General features: G+C 64.1%; 19 protein-coding genes. All 19 read right to left on the bottom strand.

Annotation, left to right across the window (positions count from 1 at the left end):
* The 19 genes from MSIMFI_RS14655 to MSIMFI_RS14745 all read right to left on the bottom strand — a co-directional run bounded on the left by MSIMFI_RS14655 (position 1) and on the right by MSIMFI_RS14745 (position 23780).
* Entirely contained in the window at positions 1-1962 is a 1962-nt protein-coding gene (locus tag MSIMFI_RS14655; protein ID WP_191497735.1) for a SpoIIE family protein phosphatase, read from the bottom strand.
* 153 nt (positions 1963-2115) lie between these two features.
* Entirely contained in the window at positions 2116-2541 is a 426-nt protein-coding gene (locus MSIMFI_RS14660; RefSeq protein ID WP_186244004.1) for an anti-sigma factor antagonist, read from the bottom strand.
* A 129-nt stretch (positions 2542-2670) separates the two neighbouring features.
* Entirely contained in the window at positions 2671-3888 is a 1218-nt protein-coding gene (locus MSIMFI_RS14665) for an amidohydrolase family protein (RefSeq protein ID WP_191497736.1), read from the bottom strand.
* A gap of 52 nt (positions 3889-3940) precedes the next feature.
* Positions 3941-4972: a hotdog fold thioesterase gene (locus MSIMFI_RS14670; RefSeq protein ID WP_191497737.1), complete on the bottom strand. Its 1032-nt coding sequence runs from the start codon at positions 4970-4972 to the stop codon at positions 3941-3943.
* Positions 4973-5143: 171 nt separating this feature from the next.
* Positions 5144-6292 (bottom strand): LLM class flavin-dependent oxidoreductase, encoded by a 1149-nt coding sequence (locus MSIMFI_RS14675; RefSeq protein WP_191498200.1) that lies wholly within the window; start codon positions 6290-6292, stop codon positions 5144-5146.
* Positions 6289-7611: a cytochrome P450 gene (locus MSIMFI_RS14680; protein WP_191497738.1), complete on the bottom strand. Its 1323-nt coding sequence runs from the start codon at positions 7609-7611 to the stop codon at positions 6289-6291. The genes MSIMFI_RS14675 and MSIMFI_RS14680 overlap by 4 nt, the downstream gene beginning before the upstream one ends.
* A gap of 53 nt (positions 7612-7664) precedes the next feature.
* Complete coding sequence (locus tag MSIMFI_RS14685; RefSeq protein WP_191497739.1) at positions 7665-9932, bottom strand: MMPL family transporter; 2268 nt, start codon at positions 9930-9932, stop codon at positions 7665-7667.
* A 20-nt stretch (positions 9933-9952) separates the two neighbouring features.
* The gene (locus tag MSIMFI_RS14690; protein WP_191497740.1) at positions 9953-11314 is read right to left on the bottom strand and encodes a condensation domain-containing protein; all 1362 of its coding nucleotides are present in this window, start codon (positions 11312-11314) and stop codon (positions 9953-9955) included.
* Between the two features lie 19 nt (positions 11315-11333).
* Complete coding sequence (locus tag MSIMFI_RS14695) at positions 11334-12182, bottom strand: SDR family NAD(P)-dependent oxidoreductase (RefSeq protein ID WP_191497741.1); 849 nt, start codon at positions 12180-12182, stop codon at positions 11334-11336.
* Positions 12179-13921, bottom strand: coding sequence for an AMP-binding protein (locus MSIMFI_RS14700; protein ID WP_191497742.1), 1743 nt, complete (start codon positions 13919-13921; stop codon positions 12179-12181). Before MSIMFI_RS14700 ends, MSIMFI_RS14695 begins: the two co-directional genes overlap by 4 nt.
* Positions 13918-14511, bottom strand: coding sequence for a methyltransferase family protein (locus tag MSIMFI_RS14705; protein ID WP_191497743.1), 594 nt, complete (start codon positions 14509-14511; stop codon positions 13918-13920). Before MSIMFI_RS14705 ends, MSIMFI_RS14700 begins: the two co-directional genes overlap by 4 nt.
* Before the next feature lie 23 nt (positions 14512-14534).
* Positions 14535-15464, bottom strand: a complete 930-nt coding sequence (locus MSIMFI_RS14710) for a 4'-phosphopantetheinyl transferase superfamily protein (protein ID WP_191497744.1) — start codon at positions 15462-15464, stop codon at positions 14535-14537.
* Positions 15464-16045, bottom strand: a complete 582-nt coding sequence (locus tag MSIMFI_RS14715) for a ferritin-like domain-containing protein (RefSeq protein WP_191497745.1) — start codon at positions 16043-16045, stop codon at positions 15464-15466. The genes MSIMFI_RS14710 and MSIMFI_RS14715 overlap by 1 nt, the downstream gene beginning before the upstream one ends.
* A 9-nt stretch (positions 16046-16054) precedes the next feature.
* Positions 16055-17152: an SDR family oxidoreductase gene (locus MSIMFI_RS14720; RefSeq protein ID WP_191497746.1), complete on the bottom strand. Its 1098-nt coding sequence runs from the start codon at positions 17150-17152 to the stop codon at positions 16055-16057.
* On the bottom strand, positions 17149-18111 hold the full coding sequence (locus MSIMFI_RS14725) for a class-II aminoacyl-tRNA synthetase family protein (RefSeq protein ID WP_191497747.1): 963 nt from the start codon (positions 18109-18111) through the stop codon (positions 17149-17151). The genes MSIMFI_RS14720 and MSIMFI_RS14725 overlap by 4 nt, the downstream gene beginning before the upstream one ends.
* A complete protein-coding gene (locus tag MSIMFI_RS14730) occupies positions 18108-18404 on the bottom strand; it encodes a hypothetical protein (protein WP_191497748.1) in 297 nt (98 codons plus the stop codon). Before MSIMFI_RS14730 ends, MSIMFI_RS14725 begins: the two co-directional genes overlap by 4 nt.
* Positions 18394-19311 carry a diiron oxygenase gene (locus tag MSIMFI_RS14735; RefSeq protein ID WP_191497749.1) on the bottom strand — a complete coding sequence of 306 codons (918 nt, stop codon included), beginning with the start codon at positions 19309-19311 and terminating at the stop codon, positions 18394-18396. Before MSIMFI_RS14735 ends, MSIMFI_RS14730 begins: the two co-directional genes overlap by 11 nt.
* Positions 19308-20276 carry a 3-oxoacyl-[acyl-carrier-protein] synthase III C-terminal domain-containing protein gene (locus tag MSIMFI_RS14740; RefSeq protein ID WP_191497750.1) on the bottom strand — a complete coding sequence of 323 codons (969 nt, stop codon included), beginning with the start codon at positions 20274-20276 and terminating at the stop codon, positions 19308-19310. Before MSIMFI_RS14740 ends, MSIMFI_RS14735 begins: the two co-directional genes overlap by 4 nt.
* A 555-nt stretch (positions 20277-20831) precedes the next feature.
* Positions 20832-23780, bottom strand: coding sequence for a BTAD domain-containing putative transcriptional regulator (locus tag MSIMFI_RS14745; RefSeq protein WP_191497751.1), 2949 nt, complete (start codon positions 23778-23780; stop codon positions 20832-20834).
* Positions 23781-24184: the final 404 nt, after the last annotated feature.

The following is a 24184-nucleotide window of genomic DNA, read 5'->3' on the forward strand; positions in this document are numbered from 1 at the left end:
CTAATCTTCGGCGAAGACGTTTTCGGTATCGCCACTGACAACAGGTATCTGAACCAGTGACAAGACGTGGTGGGCAGGGCTGCCGGGCGGCGCGACCAGCACACAGTCGCCGCCCTGCTTGCGTGCCCGGTCGCAGGCAGCGGCAAGTGCACTGACCCCTGCCGATCCCAGGTGGGTGACAGCGCTGAGATCGATCGTCAAAGACGCTATGCCAGAGCGGCTTTCAACGGCAATCTGGCGGTCCAGGGTGGGTGCGGTGTTCGAATCGATGTCGCCCCGGACGATGATGCGACCGGCATCGGTAACCAGGGAAACGAATTCGTCGTCGAGTGTCTGGTGGTAGCTTTCGCGGCCGACGACCGCGTCAGTCACGAATTGAGCCGGCCGCGAAAGTCGGTGCGCAAGTGTGGCAATCGTCCCGTCAGCGCCATGGGTGACCTGCGATTCGGACACCAGGGCCTCGGCCATCGCCAATCCGCGCCCACGGCCCTGCTCGCCCTGGCGGTGATGCTTCCACTGGCCCCGGTCGGATACCGAAGCGCGCAGAACACCATCGCCAGCCAGTGCCGCTTCAACGATGATTCCGTCGGAAACCTCTGTGGTGTAAGCATGTTCGACTGCGTTCTCCACGAATTCGGAGACTGCATGAACGACATCGGAGATGTCGGCGGCGCCGGCGCCGATCTCGGAAAGCCAGTCACGGAGCCGGGCCCGAATCGCGCGCGCGGCGTAAATCGTTGCATCCGCGGTAATATGCAACGCCGGCACCGGCATCCGGCGCTGTGCCGCAAGCAGTGTGACGTCGTCGTTGTAGCCGGTGGATCGGAGCAGCAATTCGAGAGTCTCGGAACAGAGGCGATCGATGGGCCGGGCCGGGTATTCGAGGACAAAGCCGCCACCGCCGACGATCGTGGCCGCCAGGTCGGCGAACTCGGCCGTGCTCGCCCCGAGCGGCCGGCCCGGGCGTTCGATCAGACCGTCGGTGTACAGCATGATGGTGTCGCCCATGTCGAGCACCTCGCTGCGCACCGCAAACCCAGTGCCGCTTCCGAGTGGACCTGCGCCGGAAGGTTCCACGTAGCGGGCCTTTGCGTCGGCGGTCACCACCAGCGGCGGTGGGTGCCCGGCGGTGCAGTACTGAAACTCGCCGGTGGCGAAGTCGAGCGAGCCGACACACATGGTGGCCGACTTGGATCCCGGTACCTGCTCGTGAAAGCGGTCCACCGCCTCGAGCGCTTCGGCGATGGTGTGCCCCGCCGAGATTTGCATCCGCAGCGCGGTGCGCAGTTGCGACATCACCGCCGCAGCCTCGACACCGTGACCGACGACGTCTCCGACGATGAGCACCAACCGGTCTCCGCGGGCTATGGCGTCGAACCAGTCGCCACCTGCCGCGGTGTCCTGCGCGGCGACGAGATACTCCGCGGCGATGTCGGCGGCCGGGACAACGGGTACCGAAGGTGCGAGTAGTGCCTGCTGCATCACGGTGGCCGAATCGCGGACGTGCCGGTATCGCTCGGAAAGTTCCTCCACCCGCGCCTCGGCTGCCAGCCTGGCTTTCACTCGGGCCGTGACGTCATCGAAGATGAGCTGCACACCCTCGATCGATCCGTCGGCCCGGCGCCGCGGCGTGACGACAAAGTCAAAGAATCGTTCCTCAATTCCTGAACCGTCGTAATCAGCCTGAAGCCGCCACTCAGAGCCGGATTGCGGCTCACCGGTTTGATAGACCCGATCGAACATGTGGTAGATCTGCTGGCTCTCGAGTTCGGGATAGACCTCCTTGGCGGTCTTTCCAACGTTGGTGAGCAATGGATTGAATGCGCGAAATGCGGCGTTCACCGCGACAAAGCGATGTTCAGGGCCCTCCAGGCCGACCATCATCGCGGGGATGCTCTCGAAGATGCGGCGCACATCTTCGGCCCTACCGACCGTTTTGTCCCAGTCCATCTCGGCCGCCATTTGGCAGTCCCTCCTACGGACCGAATTAGCAAAACAGTCGGGGTGCGCGGGCGAATTCGCCAAGCAGCATCAACCAGATTATCAACGCCAGCTACTAGTGCGCCGCACCAATTTCATTACGGGCCGAGACGGACTCCGCAAGCTATGCGCAAGCTATGCGATGGACAGCGCAGACTCCATAGCCCGATGAACGGGCAACACGCTGGTGAACCCACAAGCCGCGATGATCCGGGGGAGTCCGGGGTCGCGACTCACCAGGCGCAGTTCGATGCCGCGACGGCGGCAGCGTTGTGCTTCCTCCGCCAGCGTGGCGAACGCACAGCAACCCATGAAATCAAGACCACTGACGTCAACGACGAGCGATCCGGGCGGGGTGGCGATTGCGGCCGCTTCGCCGATCAGATGTTGCCAGGTTCGCTCGTTGGCGGCGTCGACCTCGCCGCCCGCGCGAATGACCACTGCCGGGCCGTTGCGCTGCGTGACCGCCCTGAGCGTGCTGTGTGGTTCGCCCAACTCGGACGCGAGCCGCGCGCTCAACACCACCTGGGTGGTAAATGACCCCGCTGAAGACACGTTCATGGTCCATCCCCCAATCGACCGCGCCGGACCCCCCGGACGACAAACGGTCGGACTTTGTATTGCATGACCTGCCGGAACCGTCTATAGGCTAACTATAGATCCTGCCGGGGTGCGCCGCGGGCGAATCGGTCAGGCGGACACAGGTTTGGAGACCGGCTTCGAAGCCGGGTTCGCAACCTTCATTACCTTCATCATGTTGCCGCCCATGATCTTTTCGACGTCTTCCTGCCCGAAACCGGAAAGCTCGTCGACGAAGGAGATGGGATCCTTTAGGCCTTCGGGGTGCGGCCAGTCGGATCCGAAGACCACCCGGTCGGTGCCCACCATGTTGACGATCTCGGTGAACCGGTCCTCCCAGAACGGGCTGATGTATACGCACCGCTTGAATGCTTCGATCGGGTCTTCGCTGAACGCGTGCGGCATCTTCTTATAGACGCCTTTGAGCCCTTTGAACAGGTGCGGCACCCAGTCAGCACCGTTTTCGATGGACAGAATGCGTAGTTCGGGGTTGCGGGACAGCGCGCCATGGCAGACCAATGCGCCCATCGCATCTTCAATCGGCCGATGGCCCATCGCCAGGCTTCGGAAGGCTGTCGGCTTGAACGGCAGAAACTCGTCGCCGGGTTCCCAGATGTTGAGCAGCTCGGAGTAACCACTGTCCGAGGCGTGCATCGACACCGGGATCTCGGCGCGGACGCAGGCTTGCCAGAACGGGTCGAACTCTTCGAAGCCGAACGATCGGCTGCCGCGGTAACCGGGTACCGGCGCCGGGCGGACCAGCACCGTGCGCGCACCCCGCTGCAGACACCACTCGAGTTCCTCGAGCGCGCGGTCGATGATCGGCAGGGTGATCACTGGGGTCGCGAAGATACGCTCCTGGTAGTTGAATGACCAGGTTTCGTACATCCATTCGTTGAGCGCGTGGATGACGTCGTGCGTCATCTCCGGGTCGTCCTTCATGCGTTCCTCGACCAGGCTGGCCAGCGTCGGGAACATCAGCGCGTAGTCGAGGCCGAGTTCGTCCATCACCTCGAGCCGTGCGCCCGGTTCGCGGAAGGCGGGGATCGCCTTCATCGGCTCGCCCAGGATCTCCCGGTAGCTCTTGCCCCCGCTGCCGTGCCGGAAATACTCCTCCTGCGCGCCGGGACGCGCCACCACCTCGAACGTTGGGTTAGGGATGTAGTCGCTGATGTGGCCACGCACCACGATCTTGGTGCGGCCGCGGACCTGCACATAGTCGATGACGTGCTTGCGCTTGTCGGGGAGGAACTTGGTCAGCGCTTCCTGAGGTTCGTACATGTGGTTATCGGCGTCAAACACGGGAAACGAAAGCTCGCGAGAAGGCATGGCGATCTCCTAGCAAAAATCTCGATCTCAGTGGCTGGTAATGACGTTACCACTAATCGTCGGCGGGTGCGTCCTCGTGCTTGACGATGGCGAAATTCACGGTCGCCGTCGCCGCTAGTTCGCTGTCGCTGTCGCTGTCGCCAAAGATGTCGATCTGCATGACCAGAGATCGCCGGCCGGCCCGCAACACCCGGGGGACCGCGAGTGCCGATCCCTGCCTGATTGGTCGTAGGTAGCGGATCGCTAGATCGGCGGTCGTCATGGCGGTCCCGGGCTGCAGGTATTCCAGGCCGAGCTGTCCGCCCGCCACGTCGGCCAGCGTAGCGAGGAGGCCACCCTGCAGCGCGCCTGAAGTGTTGACCACTTGGGGGCTGACCGGCATCGTCATCGCGAACTCGTCGCCGTGAGCAGTGGCCGGGCGCATTCCGATTTGCGCGAACAGCTCGGCCAGTGACGGCGTTGCGGATTGATCGTCGGTGTCAGCGATACCGAGGGCGCGACTGCAGAAGTCGTAGAGTTGGCCGGTGTCGATGGTGGTCCCGTTCAATTCGGTTCCCAGCCAACGCAATCGGAGTGCGCCCACCATCGTCTGCATGACGATCGCCGCCGCCGCTCCGACGTCCAGCCCGGGGCTGAAGACCCCCTCGGTAATGCCCTGCACGACGATGTCGTAAATCAGTCGATGCAGGGGGGACAGCACACGGGCGTATTCCCGCGGCCGGGTTTCGGCGAGATGTTGGTTGTAGAGGCTTAGTGCCCGGTTGAGACTGTCCTGGGTAGTTGTTTCCGGCTGCGCGCCAACGCGGTCGAATACCAGCTTTAGCGCGGCGGTGCTGTCCAGTCCGGCGGTCTCGGCGCGCCAAACCCGCACCGATTGCGCGATGGTCCTGTCGAACAGCGCTAGCAGCAGTTCGTCCTTGCTGCTGAAGTGCTGATAGAAGGCTCGCAGTGAGGTCTTGGAGCGCGCGACGACTTCCTGCACCGTGAAGTCGGTGCGTCCGGTTTCACCGAGGATCTCGACCGCCGTCTTGATAAAGCGGTCGGCACGCGTGACTTCCGGCTCCTCCGCATCGGCCGTTGGCACTACGCCTCCTCTGTTGCCGATAACCTTTGAGAACGAGGTTACCGCACGCCGGCGCAGAGAAATTCCTAACTCCGCGTCGAGCGTGCGCTGGCTGCGCCGAACGTGTACTGGCGGCGGGGACACGCCGTGCGATGCCGCAGTGGTTGCACGCTCGGCGCGTCGGGCGGCGGTCTAAAACTTCTTGAGTTCGCGGACGATCTTGTTGAACGGCTGGATCGCTGCCAATCCTTTGCGAAGGCTCCGCTGAAAAGCACTGAAGTTAACGAGGACGATGTAGCGCACCCCGCAGTCGCGCCAGTTCGCGGCTTGGTCGATGGCCTCTTCCGGGGTGCCGTTGAGCACGATTTCCCGGAGCAGCGTGGGCGGAATCTGGTCGAGGTAGGACAGGGCCGTTTGTTCGTCGATGTCGTGTGGCAACAAGTCCTGCGTTCCTGAGAAGCCTGCTCCTAATGGGTGGTGGGCGCCGTGGCGGGCGAAGACTTCGTCCGATGCATTCAGTCCGCCGATCTTGATCAGCGGGGAGTCGAGCGCCTCGTCAACGTCGGCGCGGGTGCGGCCAGTGACAACAGGCAGCCACAGGGCGGGAGTGATCGACAAGGGGTCACGACCCGCGTCGGATGCGGCGGCGCGAACGACTTCCAAGCGTTGCGCGTACTCCTTCGGTTGGTGCGGAAACCCGGGATACCACGCGTCGGCGTAGCGCCCGGTGGCCCGCAGCATTCGCGGGCCATGAGACGCGATCCAGATCTCGGGCCACTTCCCCTTGTAAGGCGGGAGATCGAATAAGGCGTTCCGCAACGGGAAGAACGGCGAATCGCGGTTGACCAGTTCTCCGCCAGAGTCCCACAGCGCCCGGATTGTGGCCATCGCTTCTTCGAACCGCGCGACTGGCTTTGACCAGTCCACTCCATAGGGCTCGTTGCCCTCGCGTTCGCCGGTTCCAATGCCCAGGATCGCGCGTCCACGACTCAGCTGATGCAATGTCGCGGCAGCCTGTGCGGTGACGGCAGGATTGCGCCGACCGGTGTCGGTGACGCTGACGCCAAGGCGCAGTCGGCCAACGCGATTATGTGCGGCAAGGTAGCCGAGCATGGTCCACGGCTCCAGGTACGCATCGAGCGTGGGTACCAGTTTTGTTGCACCGCAATACTTCTGCTTCCACAACGAACGGGGGAACAAGCCGTTGAGGTGATCTGGAACCCAGAACGAGTCGACGCGGTTGCCAACAGCACCAAGGTAATTGGCCCGAAGGAGTGTGCTGGCCGTCGGTCGTGCCGCAATTAGGCCATCTTGCACGCCTACCCGGAATCCTGTCGTCATCGGATAGCCGCCGACCGTGTGGGACACAACTGCACCGGCAGCTGCGACCAACCCCGCAGAGTTCGGGTCTCCCGTCTTCTTCCCGAGCCTGCGGCACTGGCATCGGGAAAGCGGTCGAAGAACATTCTCAATCCGATTTCGCCTTCGGCGCGGGCAAGGGCAGCACCCAAGCAGAAGTGGCGACCAGCGGCGAATGTGAGATGCCGATTTGCGTTGGCGCGCGCGACGTCAAAGCGGTGCGGATCGGCGAACACGGACGGATCGCGGTTGGCCGCCGCCAGATAGAGCACCACCAGCTGGCCTCGCTTGATTGCCGCGCCCGCCACCTCGACGTTCTTGCGAGCTATTCGCCCGGTGAGCTGAATCGGTGATTCCAACCGCAGGATCTCTTCTACAGCGTTGGGCCAGAGCTGCGGGCGCTGATTCAGCGTGTCCCGCTGTTCGGGCGCGTCCAACAACATCTGTATCCCATTGCCCAACAGGTTCACCGTTGTTTCGAAACCGGCGCCCAACACCAGCCCAGCGATCGTCTGCACTTCTCTCGCGTTGAGACGTGTTGCCGCGGGGCCATTTTCACTGGCTTGGATCAGCTGACTCATCAGATCGTCGCCGGGGTTGGACCGCAGTTTCTCGAGGTGCTCGGTGAGCCAGAGCTGGAGTCCTTTGAGCCCTCGCTGCATCTGCTGGTACTGACGCCATGAGAGCCCGAAATCCAAGCTGGGCGCCGCCAGCTCACCGAACTCCAGAATGCGGCTGCGGTCGTGATCGGGCACGCCCAAGATGTCGCCGATGACCGCGATCGGGAGCTGCGAGCAGTAACGGTCCATGATGTCGACACTCGGCTGGTCGGTGAGCTGATCCAACAGCGCCGACGCAGTCTCTTCGACGCGATCGCGTAGTGCGGCCACTGCTTTCGCCGTGAACACCGAAGACACTGCCTTGCGGTAGCGCGTGTGATCCGGCGGGTCAACGGCCAGCAATGACGGCGGCAGCAGCGGATGGAGTAGATCGTCGTTGCGAGTGCGGCGCTCTAGCCAGCGCATTGCCGCCTGTGCCGGCAGGTTCGATCCGAGCGAGAACACCTCGAAGTCTTCGGACCGCAGCAGGTCATGGACGACTGCATGATCAACGGCGAGGTGGCTGCCGTAGCTCGACGCCAGGGGGCCGATGGCCCGCAATTCGTCGCAGAAAGGTGCCGGGTTTGCCTTAACCATGGGATCCGCGAGCAGCCGGGACTGCAGGTCGCCCAGCCTGACTCCAAGCCGCACGGCCCCACGGAGGAACCCGTGCTGCGCAAACCAGTTCAATCTCTGCCTCACGAGGCCTCCATCGGTTAACTCGTCGATACCCGCACTGGCTGAACAGTTTTCGGTCATACCGCCTGACCAATCTCTTCAACGGGTTGGTGCGTGGCCCGGCGCGGCTCGTCAGTGAGTCCCCATCTGTTGTGCCATCGCCGCAGTGGCCCCGGTGCCCACCAGTTCGCGCGTCCCAGGAGACGCATGAACGCTGGTACCAGGACCGTTCGGATCAGGAACGCGTCCAAAAGGACCGTGATCGCCAGTCCTGTCCCCAACATTCGCTCCGCCTGCACCTGCGATGTGATGGTCGCGACGAAAACGATCGCCATCACCGTTGCGGCCGCGGTTACGATCCTGCCGGTCCGCGCCAATCCGAGTGCGACCGCACGCTCGTTGGCGCCGGACCCGCGGTCGCTGTTGAGCCATTCTTCGCGGACGCGAGACAATACGAACACTTCGTAGTCCATGGACAGACCGAAGGCGACGCCGAAGATAAACGGAATGAATTCGGCGTTGATGTGACCTGTGGTCGTCGTGCCGAATCCGCCGAGATGGCCGTCCTGGAAAATCCAGACCATCGCGCCGAACGCGGCAGTCAATGACAGCATGTTCATAACCAGCGCCTTGATCGGCAGCAGGATGCTTCCGGTGAGTAGGAATACGAGTACCAAGGTTGTCGTCGCGATCAATATGAATGCGAGAGGTACGTTGTTCACTATCGCGTTGACATCGTCGATGTTCTGCTGTGCAACTCCTCCGAACAGAGTCGGCGCTGGCGCTTGAATGTTTTTGAGGTCAGCGAGTTGCGCCTTGCCGGCGGACGAGTAGGGATCTAGTGAACTCGAGACGGTCAGATAGCTCGCACCTTTGGTTTGCGCGGCGCCGTAGGAGTCGGTGCTCACTCGTTTCCCGTTGACGTAGGTCCCATCCGGTCCGGCGACAGAAACGACGTCGGTCACTCGTGACAGCCGCAGCGCATATCCGCTCACTGCCGAGGCCGGTTGGTCAGATGGGATCACGATCCGGATCGCATTGCCGGACTGAGGAAATGACTCTCGCATTGTGTCGCCCGCTTGACGGGCTGGTGCGGTGGTCGGCAACATCCGGTCATCCGGGTATGCGACCTTCATCCCGAGGGCCGGCAGGCCGAGGATGACGTACAATGCCGTAACCAGCAGGACGGTCGGTACCGCATGGCGCATTGCCAAGACGGCACTTCGGTAGAAGAACGTGTCCTGCGGCGCCTTGTGTTTCGGAGCCTCTCGACCGAGCAACCGATACGCGGGCTTGCGGAGGTCCCACTTGTCGATGCGTTCACCGAGAAGCGTTAACAGCGCCGGCGCAACCAATAGGGCACCGATCAGGCACAGCGACACACCGATGAGTCCGGCGTAGGCCAGTGACCGTAAGAAGTACATCGGGAATATGGTCATGGCCACCAGTGACAGCGCCACCGTGACCGCGGAATAGGTGACGGTGCGTCCTGCGGTGTTCATCGTGACCGCCATCGCCTGCCTGGTGGTCTTACCGCTGGCGAGTTCTTCGCGATATCGGTTAATGATGAACAAGGTGTAATCGATCGCCAGAGCAATGCATAAGGCGGAGGCCAGGTTAAGCGCGAAAACCGACACACTGGTGAACATGGATAGGGCTCGCAATGCCGCGGTTGTTACTTCTATCGCGAAGACGGCCACGGCAATGGGAAGTATCGCGGCTAGCGCGCTGCCGAAAATCCACACCAGCACAACGAAAGCGAGTGGCATCGCAATGGCTTCGATCGTCGTCAGGTCCTTGCGTAACTGCCGATTGACGTCGTAGTAAGCGATTGCTTGACCGCCGGCCTTCACGGTGACGTCGCCGTGGGTGCCTACGATGGGATTCGCGATGTCGTGAGCTCGCTGCGGTGCATCGCTATCCGAGCCGGCGATCTGCGCGACGATCAGGCCGGTGCGGTGATCGTTGCTGACGAGCGATGCGGTGATTGCCGGCTCGGATAGCCCGGACATCGATGCCGACCAGTAAGAGCTAATCTGCTGCGCGTATCGCGAATCATGCAGCGCTGCAAGCACGGTCTGGGCGCGAGCACGCGCAGCAGGAGCATCCACCCCTCCGGGATCGGTGATCTCGAAGACGATCGGCATGCCACCGGCGTGAAAGTCGTTGGCCAGAATTGCTTGAGCCTTCGCCGACTCCGACCCCGGATCGTCATACCCGCCGGCAGGTAGTTGCGCACTCACCGGCGCGCCGAAAATGCCTGCGGCCAAAAGAAATAACATCGCAGTCGCGATGATGATTCGCGGAGCGCGCTGGGCGAGCGCACCCAACTTGGTGAAGATCATGTTCGTTCGCGCTTCCCGAATCAGCCTGGCATCCGATGCGGTATGCGTCGATCAGCGCTGGCCGGGAGCGCCGGCGCGGGCTCGCCGAGCAGGACCTCCCGCAGACCCGCGGCGAACTGCGCTGCACCCTCGGAGTCGAACTGGGTGCGGCAGTAGCGCAGCGTCAGGAAAATCTCGCCGTTCATTGTGGCGACCGCCACGCTGGTGCCTAACTGCGTACAGGCCGGCCCCGAGGCCCACAGCTCGGTCGCAGTACCCGCCCCGGGCCCGAAGTCGAAGGGCTGGGACAGGTTGGCCAGATTACTCAGCACCCCCGTCTCGGCCCCTGGGAGACCGAGTGCCCAACGGACGGCCGCGTGACGCAGACCCGCTGGCCAGATGCCGGCCATGCCGAGGACGTCGACCATCGTGCCTGCCAGCCGCTGCTTCTTCAGGTGCGCGGTGCGCTCGGCGACCGCTGCCTGAGCCGTGATGATGTCGGACTGTGCGTACTCGGGAACGCGCACCGGAACCATCGACTCGATGTTGGAGACGAGCTCAGTGCCCCACTCGGCGGGTCGCAGGTTGATCGGCATCAATAACGAGATCCGTCCCGGGGCCACGCCCCGCTGGTCATTGAAGCGGCGGATCGTGACGGCCAGGGCAGCCAGCAGCAGGTCGTTGATCGTCGCCGGCTTCACCCGGCGAGCGGCGATGCGGGCGGCCTCGTCGCGGTCGAACCGGAGCGTGTGGACATCCTGTCCCTGGACGCCCTCCGAACCGCCGTCGACGGCCAAAGACACGGCGGGGTCGTTGCGGGCGTCGGAAAGGTGTCGCGCGATGGCACGCAGCCGGGTACGGGCATCGGCTAGGGTTCGCCATCCGATGTGGCCGCGCAGATTGCGTGCCTCGGCAAGCGGAAGGACCGGCTGTGGGTCGTCACTGCCCGTGTAGGCGCGGCAGATCGATGACATCAACCGGTAGACGCTCACTCCGTCGCCCACCACGTGGCTCATGTTCATGATCAGGTAGTCGCCCTCAGGGTGGTGGGCGAGCGTGAGCGCAAGCGGGGGGCCGACGCGCAGGTCGATCCGCCAGTTCAGCAGGCGCACGCGTGCCGCCTCGACCTGGGCGTCAGTCGTGCAGTCGACGATCTCGAGTGGAACCGCCGCGACCTCGTCGTCGATCAACCAATGCAGGGCACGTGTCGTGGGACCAAAGGGTGCCATCCGGGCGCGGGCCATCGGGTGGCGCCGGACCGCCTCGAGCGCGGCGGCAGCGAGGCGGGGCGGGTCCAGTCGTCCCCCCACGCGGACCTCGAAGTGGCAGCTCCACAGATCGGGCGCCTGGTCGAAATGGAAGATCCCCGTGTCGACTCGGTTGAACGGGACTCGCTCGGACATCAATATCTCCTCGGGGTTGCTATTGCGGTTTTGGTACTGGGAACTGGGACCGGATGAATGCGTCGACGACCGCTGGCGGCATCAGCTGGCTCATCGAGACTGCGAATTTGGCGAAGGCCCCAACCGGGTACCGGGTCCGAGGCCGGCGGGTATGCGCGGCCTTGACGATGGTCTTGGCGACCTGGTCGGCGCTGAGCACGAAGTTCCTGGCCTTCGGCTCGTAGGCGGCGTCGATCCGGGCCGCAACGTCCGCGTGGAAACGGTCGTATGTGCCGTCGCCCGTGCGAGTGGGCAGGCTGGCGTTGAGCGTCTCCCCGAACGAGGTGTCGATCGGACCCGGCTCGACGATGACAACCTTGATGCCGAACGGACGCATCTCCATCCGGAGGCCGTCGGATATCGCCTCCACCGCATGCTTCGACGCGTGCACTCCGAACGAGCCCGGCAACGTGAAGTGTCCGCCCATCGAGGAGAGATTGATGATCCGGCCGCAGCGCCGGGCACGCATGCCGGGCAGGACGAGCTGTGTCATGCGGACCAGTCCGAACACGTTGGTCTCGAACTGCGCACGAAGGTCGTCGAGCAGTACGGCCTCGACAGCGCCCTGCAACCCGTAGGCCGCGTTATTGACCAGGATGCCGACCGCGCCGTGGTCGGCCTCGACGTGTTTGACCGCCGCGACCATCGATTCCTCGTCGGTGACATCGAGCCGCAGGCCGACGGCACCCTGCTCGACGAGGGCGGTGAGCGTCTCCGGACGGCGCGCGGTCGCGTAGACCGGATGCCCGGCGCGCAGGAAGCGCAGCGCGCTGGCCCGACCCACACCCGACGAACAGCCGGTGATCAACACTGGCGCGGTGTTGTTCATGACATCGATCCCGACCCGTGCTCGGCTGCGGTGTCGATGACAACCACAGCCTTGAGCCCGCCGGTGGAAAACAGCTGCCACATCTGACGACGTCGAGGTTTGCCGCTGGAGGTGCGTCGGATCATGCCCCTGCGGCCAGTCACGATGGTGATGTGCGGCTCCGGGCCGAGTTCGCCGCGGAGCCGTTCGGTCACCTTTTCGGTCCACGGGCCCGGACGAGCCTCGGCGAACACCACGAGACCTGCCCGCCCCTCGTGCATGCTGCTCACCACCGCTACCCGGTCGCGGTTGAGCTGGGCCGCCTCGGCCACTTTTGCGTCGAGATCCTCCACGTAGATATTGCGGCCACGGAGCTTGAGGCTGTCCCCCATCCGGCCGACCACGAATAGTTCGCCCGCGTGGAAGAAGCCCGCGTCCCCGGTACGCAACACCCCGTCCGCGAACCGCGTTGTCCGGTCCGGGTGCTGGCCGTGATAGCCCAGAGCCACCGAGGAACCGGTGACAGTGATCTCGCCCAGGTGCCCGGCCGGCAGCGGTGCGCCGTCCTCGTCGATCACTTGGACCGCGATGCCGTCATCGGGACCGGGACTCCCGTGGCCGACCAGCCACCCCGTTGCGTTGGTTTCGTGGGTAGCCCAATCGGTGCTGAACCTGGCCCGCTCGAGGACCTGTACCGGCTCGCCGACCTGCATCGAGGCCCAGTCCGGGCGTACCAGGAGCATCTCGTGACCGCTCCCGGGCGACGAAACGCCGAGCGTATTCTCCGCCAGCCCGTAGGCAGGGACGAATGCGGTCGGCGCGAACCCAGTCGGCGCCGCGAACCGCGCAAACGCGGCCAGGGCCAAGGGATCGACGACTTCCGCCCCGACGATGACGCTGCGCCACGCGGACAGGTCGAAATTCACCAAGCGGCCGGGGGTGATGCGCCGGGCCAGGTAGGCGAACGCGAACGACGGCGATGCCGCATGCCGGGCCTTGCCGCCGCCAAAGCATGACAGCCAGCGGCCGGGATCCCTGATGAACTGGAGCGGGCGCATCAGCCACAAATCCGATTGCGTGGCGACGGCGGGCAGCAGGCACCCGATCAGCCCCATGTCGTGGTAGAGCGGCAGCCAGGAGGCGCCCCCTTCCCCATCACGCCAGTCTGTCCAGCGGCGCAGTACGGCGAAGTTCGCCGCCAGGTTGTCCCAGGAGACTCGTACGCCCTGTGGATTGCCGGTGGAACCGGAAGTGAACTGCAGCAGCGCGATCTCAGCCAAACGGTCCGGCGGTGCGGGCAGCTCCGCCACCCCTGCCGCTTGGCTGTTGACGACCATCGGCGATCCGGGCAAGCCCGCCTGCGCCATCGCTTTTCCCATCACCGGCGCGATCTCAGCGGAGGTGACGATGACGGCGGGCTCGGCCCGGCGGAGTACCTCGCCTATGTGATCGATGTAGTCCTGGTCGGATTGGAAGGAGGGCTCCGGTAGCGGGCAGATGGTCGCACCGGCCAGCCACACGCCGAAAAGAGAAATCAGACTGTCATAAGTGGTCGGCACGGTGAGGCAGACGACATCGCCGGTCTGTACCCCGGCCGCACGGTACTCGGCCGCCACTTGGCCACTCGCCGTGGCGATTTCGCGGTACGTGAAGCGTTGCCAGCCGCCGGCGTCATCGGCCAGGTAGAAACCTCGGTCGTCCCGAGGCGTGAACATCCAGTCAACGAACATCGACATGGCTTGGTATTCCGTTCTTTTCATGTGGCCACCTCGGAGACGGGGGCGCAGGGTTGCCTGAGTCGAGGCACGAAGCGGCCCGTGCGTGCCAGGTATTGCGCGTACTCCGTGCCGTATTCGGAGCCGAGGAGTTTGCGTTCCTCTTTGGCGGCGGTGGCGTTCAGGACCACGCCGACGTAGATCGCCAGCGCAATCGTCGTCCAGTGCGGGAAGAACACCACGGCGCCGGTGACGGCGAGGAGGTACGACGCGTAGAAGGGATGCCGTATCCGGCGGTAGGCGCCCTCGGTCACGATATGGCGCGGGGCGTCGTTGACCTGGTGCCACAGTGAGATCGGGACGCGGTGCGTGCCCAGGGTGAAAAACAGCAGGCTAAGCGAGCCCGCCGCGAGGAGCACGGCGAGCAGCTCCGACGGAGCGTCCCAGCTCCGCGGCCGGTACGGCGCGAGCCCGGTCACCCATGCCACCACGAGTGCCGCCGGGCACAACCCGAACGGAAGCGCGGTCAACCACCATCTGAGGTTGAAGGCGCCATCCTTCCGGAAGAAGATTCTGGGCGTCACGATGATCATCAGGAAGTTCAGGACGTACAGAACAAGCAGGGGTGTGTTCATCAGCGGCCAATTACCTTCTGCGGTCACGTATCCGACGTCACCCGCGACCGCTGCAACAGCTCAACCAGCTCGCCGAGATTGGTGATCTCGCGGAGCTGCGTCTGAGTGAACATGGTGTCGAACTCTTCCTGCAGGTCAACGACCGCCTCGACGAGCATGAAGCTGTCGGCGGCGAGGTCTGCCAGGGTGGTCGTCGGCGTGAGCTTGGCCAGCGGGATAGAAAGAGTGGCACTGATGCGCTCAGTGACCTCGTCGAACGTGATTTCCTTTGTAGACATGCTTCTCCTCGGTATTGAATGCGTCGGTGCATCAGTTGATGTGGGGGTTGTCGGACGACGGAACGCCACCGCCAGGGAGAGGTGCTCCCCGGTTCCGGGCAGTCTGGTGCGGGTGTATCCGAAGACCGGGGACCGATTGGCGACCAGCGCTTCTTGCGGCAGGTTCCGGACGGCGCAGCCGGTGGCCGCGGCCGCATCGGCGAGCGCGTAGTCCCGTAGCGTCGCACGCTCGTTGTTCATGTCGGCTTTGAACAGCGCCTCCTTGACCGTCCACAGGCTGACCTGATGACACCGACGCTCGGCGGTGGGGAGGGTGGCCAGCCAAGCCTGATCTCGGTTGCCAAGGAAGAACCGGGCTGCGCGGGGATCGGCGTCGCGATCCGGCTCGACGTCGATCCCGACGCCGGCCACCCGCTGGGTGGGATCGATCACCACTGCCGCGGCGCCAACCCGTTCGGTATGGCTCAACGAGATTCGCGGGTGCGGGAAGGTGTACCGCGTTGTTTCCGGCTGTAGCCCGGCCACACCCAGAAGCAGTCGCAACGCGCGCCGTGAAGTCAGCCACTGCCGTCGGCGCTGCTCGCCGGGCAGCGACGCAAGCCGTGCAGACTCGTCGGCCGTGAGCACGGCGGGATCCAGCGGCCGAGTCGTTGTCGTGGCGAGCAGCGTGATCATCAGCGGGCTTGAGCTTCCGCGGCTGCGTGGTAGGTAGCGGTCAACTCGGCGATCCGCTCGCTGTACTCGTCGAGAGTCTTGGCGTAAACCTCCTGGTCGGCCGCCGTGTGCCGCTTGAGTGTCTGCTCGATCTCCTCGGCGCCGTACTTGTCCTCCATCGACTTGAGCGCCTCGCGGACGTACTGGATGTGCCACCGTTCGTCCAGCATGATCTTTTCGATCGTGTTCTTGACTGCCGGATGGATGCCCGGTAACCGCACGTGCTGGCGGTACTGGCCGATCACCCGCTTTTCGAGGACCTGGGTGATCGCCATGACCTCCATGACGTTGGCCGGCAAGCCGATCGCGTCGATGTACTGGTCCTGGTATGCACGCTGTGTCTTCAATGGCAGCTCGCCGAGTTCGTCGATGCACTTCGTCCAGAAGTTGGCGTGGTTGGCCTCGTCGGCGAAATGGTGTGTCACGTCGAGCAGGAGTGGCCCGCGGACGAACCGTGCCACCCGGGCGAAAAATTGGGCCGCATTGATCTCTGAGTGGCGGTAGTAGCTGAGCAGCCACAGGGCGTTTTCGGAAAGGTTCATCGGATCTCCTTAGATTTGAGAATTTCGTCCCCAGCGGGTGGCGACGAGATGGGAAACGGTCGATTCAACGAGAGCGAGGGGATCCTCGATCACGGGGTCCGGCCACACCGCATACAGCGCGTCGGTGGCGAATTCCTTTGACAAGAAGAGCTGCTCGCCGAAGGAAGCCACCGAATCAAGCGACTCCTTGATCGGACCTTTCCGAAGCGTCTGCGCGCTCTCAACGAGGTCCCTGAAGCTCTCCGGGTCGCAGTACAGCGGCCGCAGGATCCTGCGCCGACGGAATCCCTCGTCGCGCTCCAGCACGGTGTACGCGGTATCGACCAGCTCGCCGACTGTCGCGTTGTTTTCGTGTTCGGGGCACACGTTGAACACACCGCAGGGCTTGCGCGGATCGAGAAGAGCGGTGATCGCGGCGGCGACGAACGAGCCCGTGACGACGCTGACCGGGGTGTCCTTGGCGCCCGGCACGACGGAGAGTAGCCCGTAGAAGAAAAGCTTTACCGTGTTGTGAAACGCGTTGTACTGGCTGACCTTTCCGGTCTGATCGTCCGCGATGATCGTGGGCAGTCGCAGCACCGACAGGGGCAGATCGGCGCAGGTGGCCAGAGCATGCTGTTCGGCAGCCCACTTCGACCACTCGTAGTCGTTGACGAACCCCGCGTCGTCAAGTGGCGCCTCGGCGATTTTGCCTTGGTGCTTTCCGGCCGCGTAGAGGGTGGAGATGACGGCAAGACGTCTTAGGTCGGGGCAGCGTGATGCGAATTCGCAGACTCGGGCTGTGCCGTCGACATTCGTCCGTTGGGCCAGGTCCCGTTCAACGTTGAATCGGATGACCGCGGCGGCGTGCACCACCGCCGTCACCCCCTTGGTGTCCAGATCGCCAAGTGGGTCTGCCTCCCGCAGGTCCGCCGGCACGATCGTGGTCCGGCGATCCAGTGCCGGACCGAGGAGCAGCTCGAGTCTGGCCCGTTTGACGGCCAGCTCGTCTCTATCGCTCGCGCGTACCACCAGGACCAGTTGGTCGTCGGTGTGGTCGAGTAGTTCGGCGGCGATCTTGTGCCCGACGTAGCCGTCGGCGCCGGTGAGTACGGTGGTACCGATCATCGGCGGACCCCCGCCGCGTCCGCACACACCGCCGCGGCGGCGCCTTCCAGATCCGGCCAGGATGATGGGTCGAAGCCGTGCCGATCGGTGATGGCGAACAACCATCGCTCGATACCGAAAGCCAGGCACGCGGTGCTTGCCGGTTCGCCGGAACAGCTCAACTGAAAATTCAGACCGAAATGGTCGTGGTGCAGGTTCACCGACCCGACGGCCAGACCGTCGCCGTAGGTAGCTTCCTGCTTCACCGGCTCCAGGAGCTGGAACAGGTATTTCGGGTTGCGCGCCGGCCGGAAGAAGCAGTCCGTCGCTGACTCCCAGCGCACGGGTACGTCGACGAGCTTTGCAAGCCGACCGATCAGCTCGCGAGCCGCCTCGGCGAAGCTGCTGGTCTCGGCCTTATCGCCCAAGCACACGATCTCCCGCATCGTGAAGCTGCGCAGGCGCCGCAGTGGCTCGTAGACCGTCTCCTGCCGAAAACACCTATTGCGCGTGGTCACATACAGGGGGCGGTCGAGCGTCTCACCCTGGTGGGCCGCGTACACGTGGTAGCAGGCCGCCGGGGTGAGGACGTCACGAATCGGCGATAGGCGGGTCACGGCAAGCTGGCCGGTCTCGTCGACCACTGGGCCGGCGACGAACTCGTCGAGGTTGGTCGCCCGCGGATCCAGCCGGACCGCGAAAGTCGCCTGTTGCGGGAACGACCCCAGGTAGTCGGTGCGCTGCAAGACGTCCGCGGCCAGGGTTGCTGGGTGCCGCTCCTCCTGCGCCTGCCACACCGCGCCAATCCGTTGAAAGGCACGATCGCACTGTTCGGCCAGGCCAAGCAATGGTCCGCGCAAAGCGGCTTGGCCCGTTTCCCGCCAGACCAGCCCCAGCCGGGCCAGAGCAGCGGCGCGTTCCCCAGCCGTGAGGCTCGTTACCGGGCGGATGCCTCGGCTCCCGCTCGCTCCGGGGCTCATTTTGCCAACCCCTGCGGCGCGCCATCGGTGGTCCGCGCGGCCGGGTCCGGGTCGGCGAACCGGCATATCAGCGTGTCGATGTCCCGGAAGTCGCCCGGACGGAGGTCCTCGACGTCGATCGGAGCGCCCCGCAACCGTTCCAGCAGGAGCAGCAACTCTGGCAGATGCACCGAGCGGACATGGCGCTCCTCGAACAGCGGCGTCTGGTCGGTCAGTTTCACCGGTTCGAGCCCTGTCGCCCTGGTGAGCACCCAGCGGCGCAACGCCTCCCGTATTTCTGGTTCAGAACGCATCGGTTGGCTCCTCGGTGAGAATCTGGTTGGACAACAAGAAGTCGAGGCATTTGGTGGACACCGCACGCCGGTGCTCCCGCTGCTGGGCGGCTCCCCACGCGTCGTCGGCGAGCTGCCACGGATCGTCGAGCCCGACATTGGCGAAGACGTCTGGGTTGTAGTACTCCCGCCAGCTCGCGACGAAGAACTGCACCAGCTCGTCGCGCACGTCGGCGATCCTGGGTTCGTCCCAGGACGGGGCGCATGTCTGCCACAGCAAGGTCACCAGCCGGCGCCCGAAAACCAGGTGTCGCGCCTCTTCTACGTGGTGGTTGTGGTTGATGAACCGGGCGATCGGATGCAGTCGGGTGTCGCGGGCCTGGACCCAGTTGTAGCGGTCGACGATCTCTTCGAAGATCATCGTTTTGGCGAAGAAGAGGAAGTCTTCGACGTCGCTCGGCGGCCGCTCGTGATCCAGCGCGAGTTGCCGGGTCCGATACACCTGCGCGTAGCGGGTGCAAAACCCGCCGAAGTAGATGCTGTGCTTGTTCTCCTCGTCGAGGAAGTGATGCAGGTAGTCGGCGACGTCCATCAGGTCACGGCGGTAGAGGCGGGCCGCCAGTCCCTGCATGAGCGACTTCTCGCCGTGAATGTTCAGGCTGTAGAAGTTCGCCGCCTCGTGGAAGGCGAGCAGTCGACGGGTTGGCTCGGCCAACTCGTCCCACACGGCCGTGCCGTACAGGCTCAGGTATTCCGGTGTGCTGAACCAATCCCGTTCCGGATGTACGGCTTCGGGCCATTCCACAGCGGTGTAGGGATTTTGATAAGACTTCCGGGAGAGGTGGCTGAGTCGGGCCGAGGTCTCACCCATGGTGGCGAGGGCATCACGCAACCGCCGCGGACCGGCGTTCACAGCGCTATTCGTCATGCGAACTCCGTTGTGGCTTCAAGGATTACGCACTGGTAGGTCAGGCCCGAGCCCGCCACGACGAGCGCCAACAGCTGACCCGGACGGATCCGGCCGGATCCGATGAGCTCGACCAGGTTGATCACCTGGTCGGCGGAGATCGCGTGGCCGACGTCGGCGAGCGAGGTGAAGCAGACCTTGGCTATGTCCACGCCGAGGAATCTGGCGAGAACCTGCCACGCCTTGTCGTTGGTGTTCTGCGTGACAATCCAGTCCAAATCGTCGATCCGCAGTCCGTTACGCGTCAGGGTTTCAGTGACGACCCGATGCGTGTAGGTGAAGAAGGTGCCAACCGTCTCGTCGTCATCCGCCCCGACGAGCCCGCCGTTGGTGATTTGATGGGCGCCGACATACCGGAACCCGCGCGGCTCGCGTTGGACGATGCAGGCGGCCGCGCTGTCGGATATCAGGTTGTACGCCTGTTCATACCTCGCCGTTTCCGGGAAGCGGTCCGCGGTTACGCACAGGACCCGCCGCCATTCGGCCTCCGCGGCAAGCATCGTCGTAGCGAGCCGGATGCTTCCCAGCATTCCCGTGCAGCCCTGCTGGTTGAGGCCGATGACGACCGCACCATCTAATCCGAAGTCGGCCTGAAGCCGACTGGCCGGGAAGTCCATGAGGTGCTTGACGTCGCCGGTACGTGCCCACATCTCTTGGCTGCCCACGTTGCCGTTGACCGGGAGGCACGTCGGATAGATGATCGCGTCGATATCCGCCAAACCGACCGTATCGGCAAGCTCGGTGGTCACTGCCTTGGCCAGATCGTATGGCCCGGTCGACGGTTCGCACACGTGATGCCAGCGAAACCCAGCGGACTCCAGGTCCTCTGCGCTCGACACCAGCCTGCCCGCCGCTGCCGAATCGCGGACATCCCACTTCCGCTCACCGAGCGAATAGACAAATGAATCGACGTACGCCGCTACCATGCCGGGCTTTCCCAGTTCAGTTCATAAGGCGCCGCCGCCACCATCTGTGGCGCCGCAGTTATAAACGCCATTCCGGGCGCGGTTGCGCCACCAAACCGCGCGATCGTCTTACTAGCCTGTGTCATCGGCCTCTTTCTTCTCCGGTGTTGTCGTCATCCCGCCGGGCACCCGTCTAAACACCTATACGGGGTATCTGCCTACGTACTGTGTGACGCTCGTATGTTGTGGGACAGTCTTTTTCAAATCTGACCTATACCCAGCGGGGTATAGATCACACGCTTTCATAGCAGGTCGGGTGCCTCGACAGAGTTGATGACGAGATCGGGATGGTAGAGCTAAGGGCGCAGCGCTGCTTAATGCTCCTTAGTAGATGGGTGGCATCGTTTGGACTTCGCCTCGACCTCGATCCCCATCGGCGTCGCTGCCACAAGGCAGGTTCGCTTCCGAACGATCGATTCCGTCATGTGCAAGATCGTGCCGGCGGCCTGCACGGAATCATTGCGGAGTTATAAAATTCCCTGGTCACAGGGCCTAAAAAGGGCCTCAGAGGGCTTTTCAGGACTCGGCAGCAGGCCCGGTAGCAGACATCGACGTCTGTTCGACAAGCCGTTGCAGGCTTGATCGTGCCCGCGCGAACACCGCACCGCTGGTCGGCGCATCACGGGCTTCGAGACCGGCCATGCCCAGGCAGTCCGCAACGACATCCAGTTGGTCTGCGGTCAACGGAGGCGGCTTGCCCGCGTTGACGAGAGCGCAATGCAGGAAGGCGGCATCTTCGTGGCTGCCGAGCCGGAACAGCAACCTCGTGACATAGCGCAGGGTGACCAATTGCTCGGTCACGTCGCCGAACCTGCCCCAGTGGTCAAGCACCGCGATCAGCATCTGCGCCGCCGCGGTTGGATCGCCGTGCATGGCACGGGTCGCCGCGGCTCCCATCAGCGCGGTTCCGTACACCCAGAAGTTCTGCACGTCCGCGGCCAGCCGCGCCGCGTCGTCAAACAAGCCCAGAGCCCGCTCGGGTTCGGACCTTCTCAGCAAATAGCCCAGGGCAAAGTAGGCCAGTGCCTGTGCCGTTGGGTTGGCCGTGCTGTCGGCCACCGCTACGGCCTCCTGCGCGGCCGCTAAGGCGGAGTCGACGTTTCCCAGCAGAGCCTCACAGACCGCGAACAGATAAAGGGTCCACGCCAGCCTGATCGGGTCCGCTTCCCGTCGAGCGAGCGCCACCTCGGCATCCCAGTACGATCGAGCGCCCTGCGAGTCACCCTCAAAAAGCGTGATATCCGCCAACACATCTGAGGGGTAAACCACGCGTGCGGTGCCGCGGGCGGGGCGTCGTCCCCCCGCCAGGGCCGCCAGCGATTTTGCGTGTGCAAAGTCAGCGTGAATCCATGCCGCGCGGGCGGCAACCCCGACCAACACGGGGAACAGCGGATGATCAGGGTCGGCGACGGCGACGAGCTGCGCAGCCTGATCAGCGTCTTCGTATCCCATGCGCCAGCCGAGGAACTCGGGCATGGACGCGCCCAATCGCAGCGCCAGCCGCGTGTCGTTCCGTTCCATCGCATGCTCGAATGCCGCGCGCAGGTTGTCGTAATCGGGCAGCAGGCGCTCGACCCAGTCCCGCTCCTGCGCACTTTGCAAGCCCGCCCCGGCGCGTTCGGCCAGCTCGGTGAAATAGCGCGCGTGCCGCATCGCGCATCGCTCGTCAATCCCGCTCTCCTGCAAGCGCTCTCGCCCGAATCCGCGCAACGTTTCGAGCACGCCGTAGCGGGTCCGGTCGGTGACGTTGCGGACGACCACCATCGACTTGTCGACCAGGCCGGAAAGCAACCTGAGCGTGTCGTGCTCGGCGGCCCCGGGCGTACCGCACACTCGGTGGGCGGCTTCGAGGTCGAATGTGCCGGCGAACACCGAAAGTCGGGCGAAGAACGACTGTTCGGTTTCGGTGAGCAGCCGGTAGGACCAGGCGATCGTTGCGGCCAGGCTCTGTTGGCGGGGATGGACGCCGGGCACCGCGCGGTCCAACAGACGCAGGTCGTCCAAACGCCGCGCCAGGTCGCGGGTGCTCATCATCCGCGTTCGCGCCGCCGCCAGCTCCACGCCGAGGGGCAGACAGTCGACGCGGGAACAGATCTCGGCGACGACACCCATCGGTTGGTCGTCCAGCGTGAAGTCCGGTCGGCTGGCCTTGGCCCGATCGACGAACAACCGGATTGCGTCCTCGGCCGGCAGCGGCGAGACGACGACGATTTGCTCACCTTCAACGCCGAGCGGCTGCCTGCTCGTCGCCAACACCGACACCTGCGGGCAATTTTGAACGATCCGGGATACCAGACTCGCCGCCGCTTCCAACACGTGTTCGCAGTTGTCGACCAGCAAGAGGACCTCGTGCGCCCGGAGGTACTCGATCACCGATTCCTCAAGATCCAGGCCCTGCTGTCGCCACACCCGACCCGCTGCCGCAATGGCCTGGCCAACGGCGTTGCCGTGCTCCAACGGCCCCAATTCGCAGATCCACACGCCCTCGCCGAAGCGGTCCTGCTCGCGGCGCGCAACTTCGACGGCCAGCCGCGTTTTACCGACACCACCGACCCCGATGAGCGTCACCAACGGGCCCTTACCCAGCGCGTCGGCGATCTGTCCCAGCTCGTGTTCATGGCCGATGAAGCTGGTAGCGCGTCGCAACAGGCCAGAGTGTGAGCGATCCACGGCGATGGGGTGCGTCAGCACTGGATGATCCAGCGACGCAGCCGGGTTCGCCACCGGCGCCTCGATCTCTCCGGTAAGAATCTGCTGATGCACTTGGCGAAGCGCGGGGCCAGGATCAACCCCGAGTTTCGCTACGAGGCGCTCGCGTATCCGACGGTAGGTATCCAACGCGTCGTCCTGCCGGCCGCTCCGGTATTGGGCCAGCATCAACTGCCCGGCCAGGCGTTCATTGAATGGGTTGGCGGCCTGCGCCGCGGATATCTCGACCAACAGCGCGTCGTGTCTTCCCACCCGCAATGCGACATCGTTGCGGTCAAGTTCTACCGAAAACCGCTCCGCCTGCAGCGCGGTACGGACGTCATTTAGCCAGGGAGCGTCCAGCAACACGAATGGCTCTCCGGACCACATCGCCAAGGCCCGGTCGAACAAGCCTGCGGCCTCATGCGGATCAGCGCTGGCCCGTGCCTGGGCGACCACCGACCGGAAGCGGTGCAGGTCCACCGATAACGGGTCGGCCCTGAGGACATATCCGCCCAGGTCACTCGAAATCGTCACGTCCCCGGAACCAGCCAGCAGATTCCGCAGCCGGGACACGTAGACCGCGAGGGTACTTCGGGCGCGATACGGCGGGTTATCCGCCCACACCCGATCCACCATCTGATCCAGCCGGACGGGGCGGTTCACATCGATCAGCAGCGCGGCCAGAACACATCGTTGGCGGGCGGGTCCGATATCCTGGCGCCGCCCGTCGACCAGAACTTGGACGCCGCCGAATAGCCGGAACTCGACCGTCAACCGTGCCACACCCTCTCTGCAAACAGCGCATAGCAAACTCAGCGTGTCGGTACCGCATAGCATACGACTATTGGGGCTTCGTCGAACCATGCCCGGGCAGGACTTGAGCGGGTCCAGCAACGCCTCCGGTGCCCCAATCGTCCCGTCGAGCTGCGACGCCGCGGCGCGACATACCGGCCCGCACCCACAGCTTTCGTACAGGCAAGCGAGAGTGCGTGCGCCACGAACACGAAATTCGCAATGCGCGCTCTGCAAAGCCGTCTGGGAAGGGTGGCTGCGCTCTTCAGAATGACACTGAACCGCAGCGTTTACCGGCGCATTGCTCCGAAAGTTACATTCCCCACTTCCTTTTGCTGCAAGGCGTTGAATTGCCTTGGGATGCAATATCTTAGGCTGCCACTTGA

It is taken from the genome of Mycobacterium simulans (genome assembly GCF_900232995.1).
GTDB classification, from domain to species: Bacteria; Actinomycetota; Actinomycetes; order Mycobacteriales; family Mycobacteriaceae; genus Mycobacterium; species Mycobacterium simulans.

Excerpts from the sequence above, each read along its gene's own strand:
- MSIMFI_RS14655 (WP_191497735.1), bottom strand. The coding sequence starts at position 1,962 with ATGGCGGCCGAGATGGACTGGGACAAAACGGTCGGTAGGGCCGAAGAT.
- MSIMFI_RS14660 (WP_186244004.1), bottom strand. The coding sequence starts at position 2,541 with ATGAACGTGTCTTCAGCGGGGTCATTTACCACCCAGGTGGTGTTGAGC.
- MSIMFI_RS14665 (WP_191497736.1), bottom strand. The coding sequence starts at position 3,888 with ATGCCTTCTCGCGAGCTTTCGTTTCCCGTGTTTGACGCCGATAACCAC.
- MSIMFI_RS14675 (WP_191498200.1), bottom strand. The coding sequence starts at position 6,292 with ATGACGACAGGATTCCGGGTAGGCGTGCAAGATGGCCTAATTGCGGCA.
- MSIMFI_RS14685 (WP_191497739.1), bottom strand. The coding sequence starts at position 9,932 with ATGATCTTCACCAAGTTGGGTGCGCTCGCCCAGCGCGCTCCGCGAATC.
- MSIMFI_RS14690 (WP_191497740.1), bottom strand. The coding sequence starts at position 11,314 with ATGTCCGAGCGAGTCCCGTTCAACCGAGTCGACACGGGGATCTTCCAT.
- MSIMFI_RS14695 (WP_191497741.1), bottom strand. The coding sequence starts at position 12,182 with ATGAACAACACCGCGCCAGTGTTGATCACCGGCTGTTCGTCGGGTGTG.
- MSIMFI_RS14700 (WP_191497742.1), bottom strand. The coding sequence starts at position 13,921 with ATGAAAAGAACGGAATACCAAGCCATGTCGATGTTCGTTGACTGGATG.
- MSIMFI_RS14705 (WP_191497743.1), bottom strand. The coding sequence starts at position 14,511 with ATGAACACACCCCTGCTTGTTCTGTACGTCCTGAACTTCCTGATGATC.
- MSIMFI_RS14710 (WP_191497744.1), bottom strand. The coding sequence starts at position 15,464 with ATGATCACGCTGCTCGCCACGACAACGACTCGGCCGCTGGATCCCGCC.
- MSIMFI_RS14715 (WP_191497745.1), bottom strand. The coding sequence starts at position 16,045 with ATGAACCTTTCCGAAAACGCCCTGTGGCTGCTCAGCTACTACCGCCAC.
- MSIMFI_RS14720 (WP_191497746.1), bottom strand. The coding sequence starts at position 17,152 with ATGATCGGTACCACCGTACTCACCGGCGCCGACGGCTACGTCGGGCAC.
- MSIMFI_RS14725 (WP_191497747.1), bottom strand. The coding sequence starts at position 18,111 with ATGAGCCCCGGAGCGAGCGGGAGCCGAGGCATCCGCCCGGTAACGAGC.
- MSIMFI_RS14730 (WP_191497748.1), bottom strand. The coding sequence starts at position 18,404 with ATGCGTTCTGAACCAGAAATACGGGAGGCGTTGCGCCGCTGGGTGCTC.
- MSIMFI_RS14735 (WP_191497749.1), bottom strand. The coding sequence starts at position 19,311 with ATGACGAATAGCGCTGTGAACGCCGGTCCGCGGCGGTTGCGTGATGCC.
- MSIMFI_RS14740 (WP_191497750.1), bottom strand. The coding sequence starts at position 20,276 with ATGGTAGCGGCGTACGTCGATTCATTTGTCTATTCGCTCGGTGAGCGG.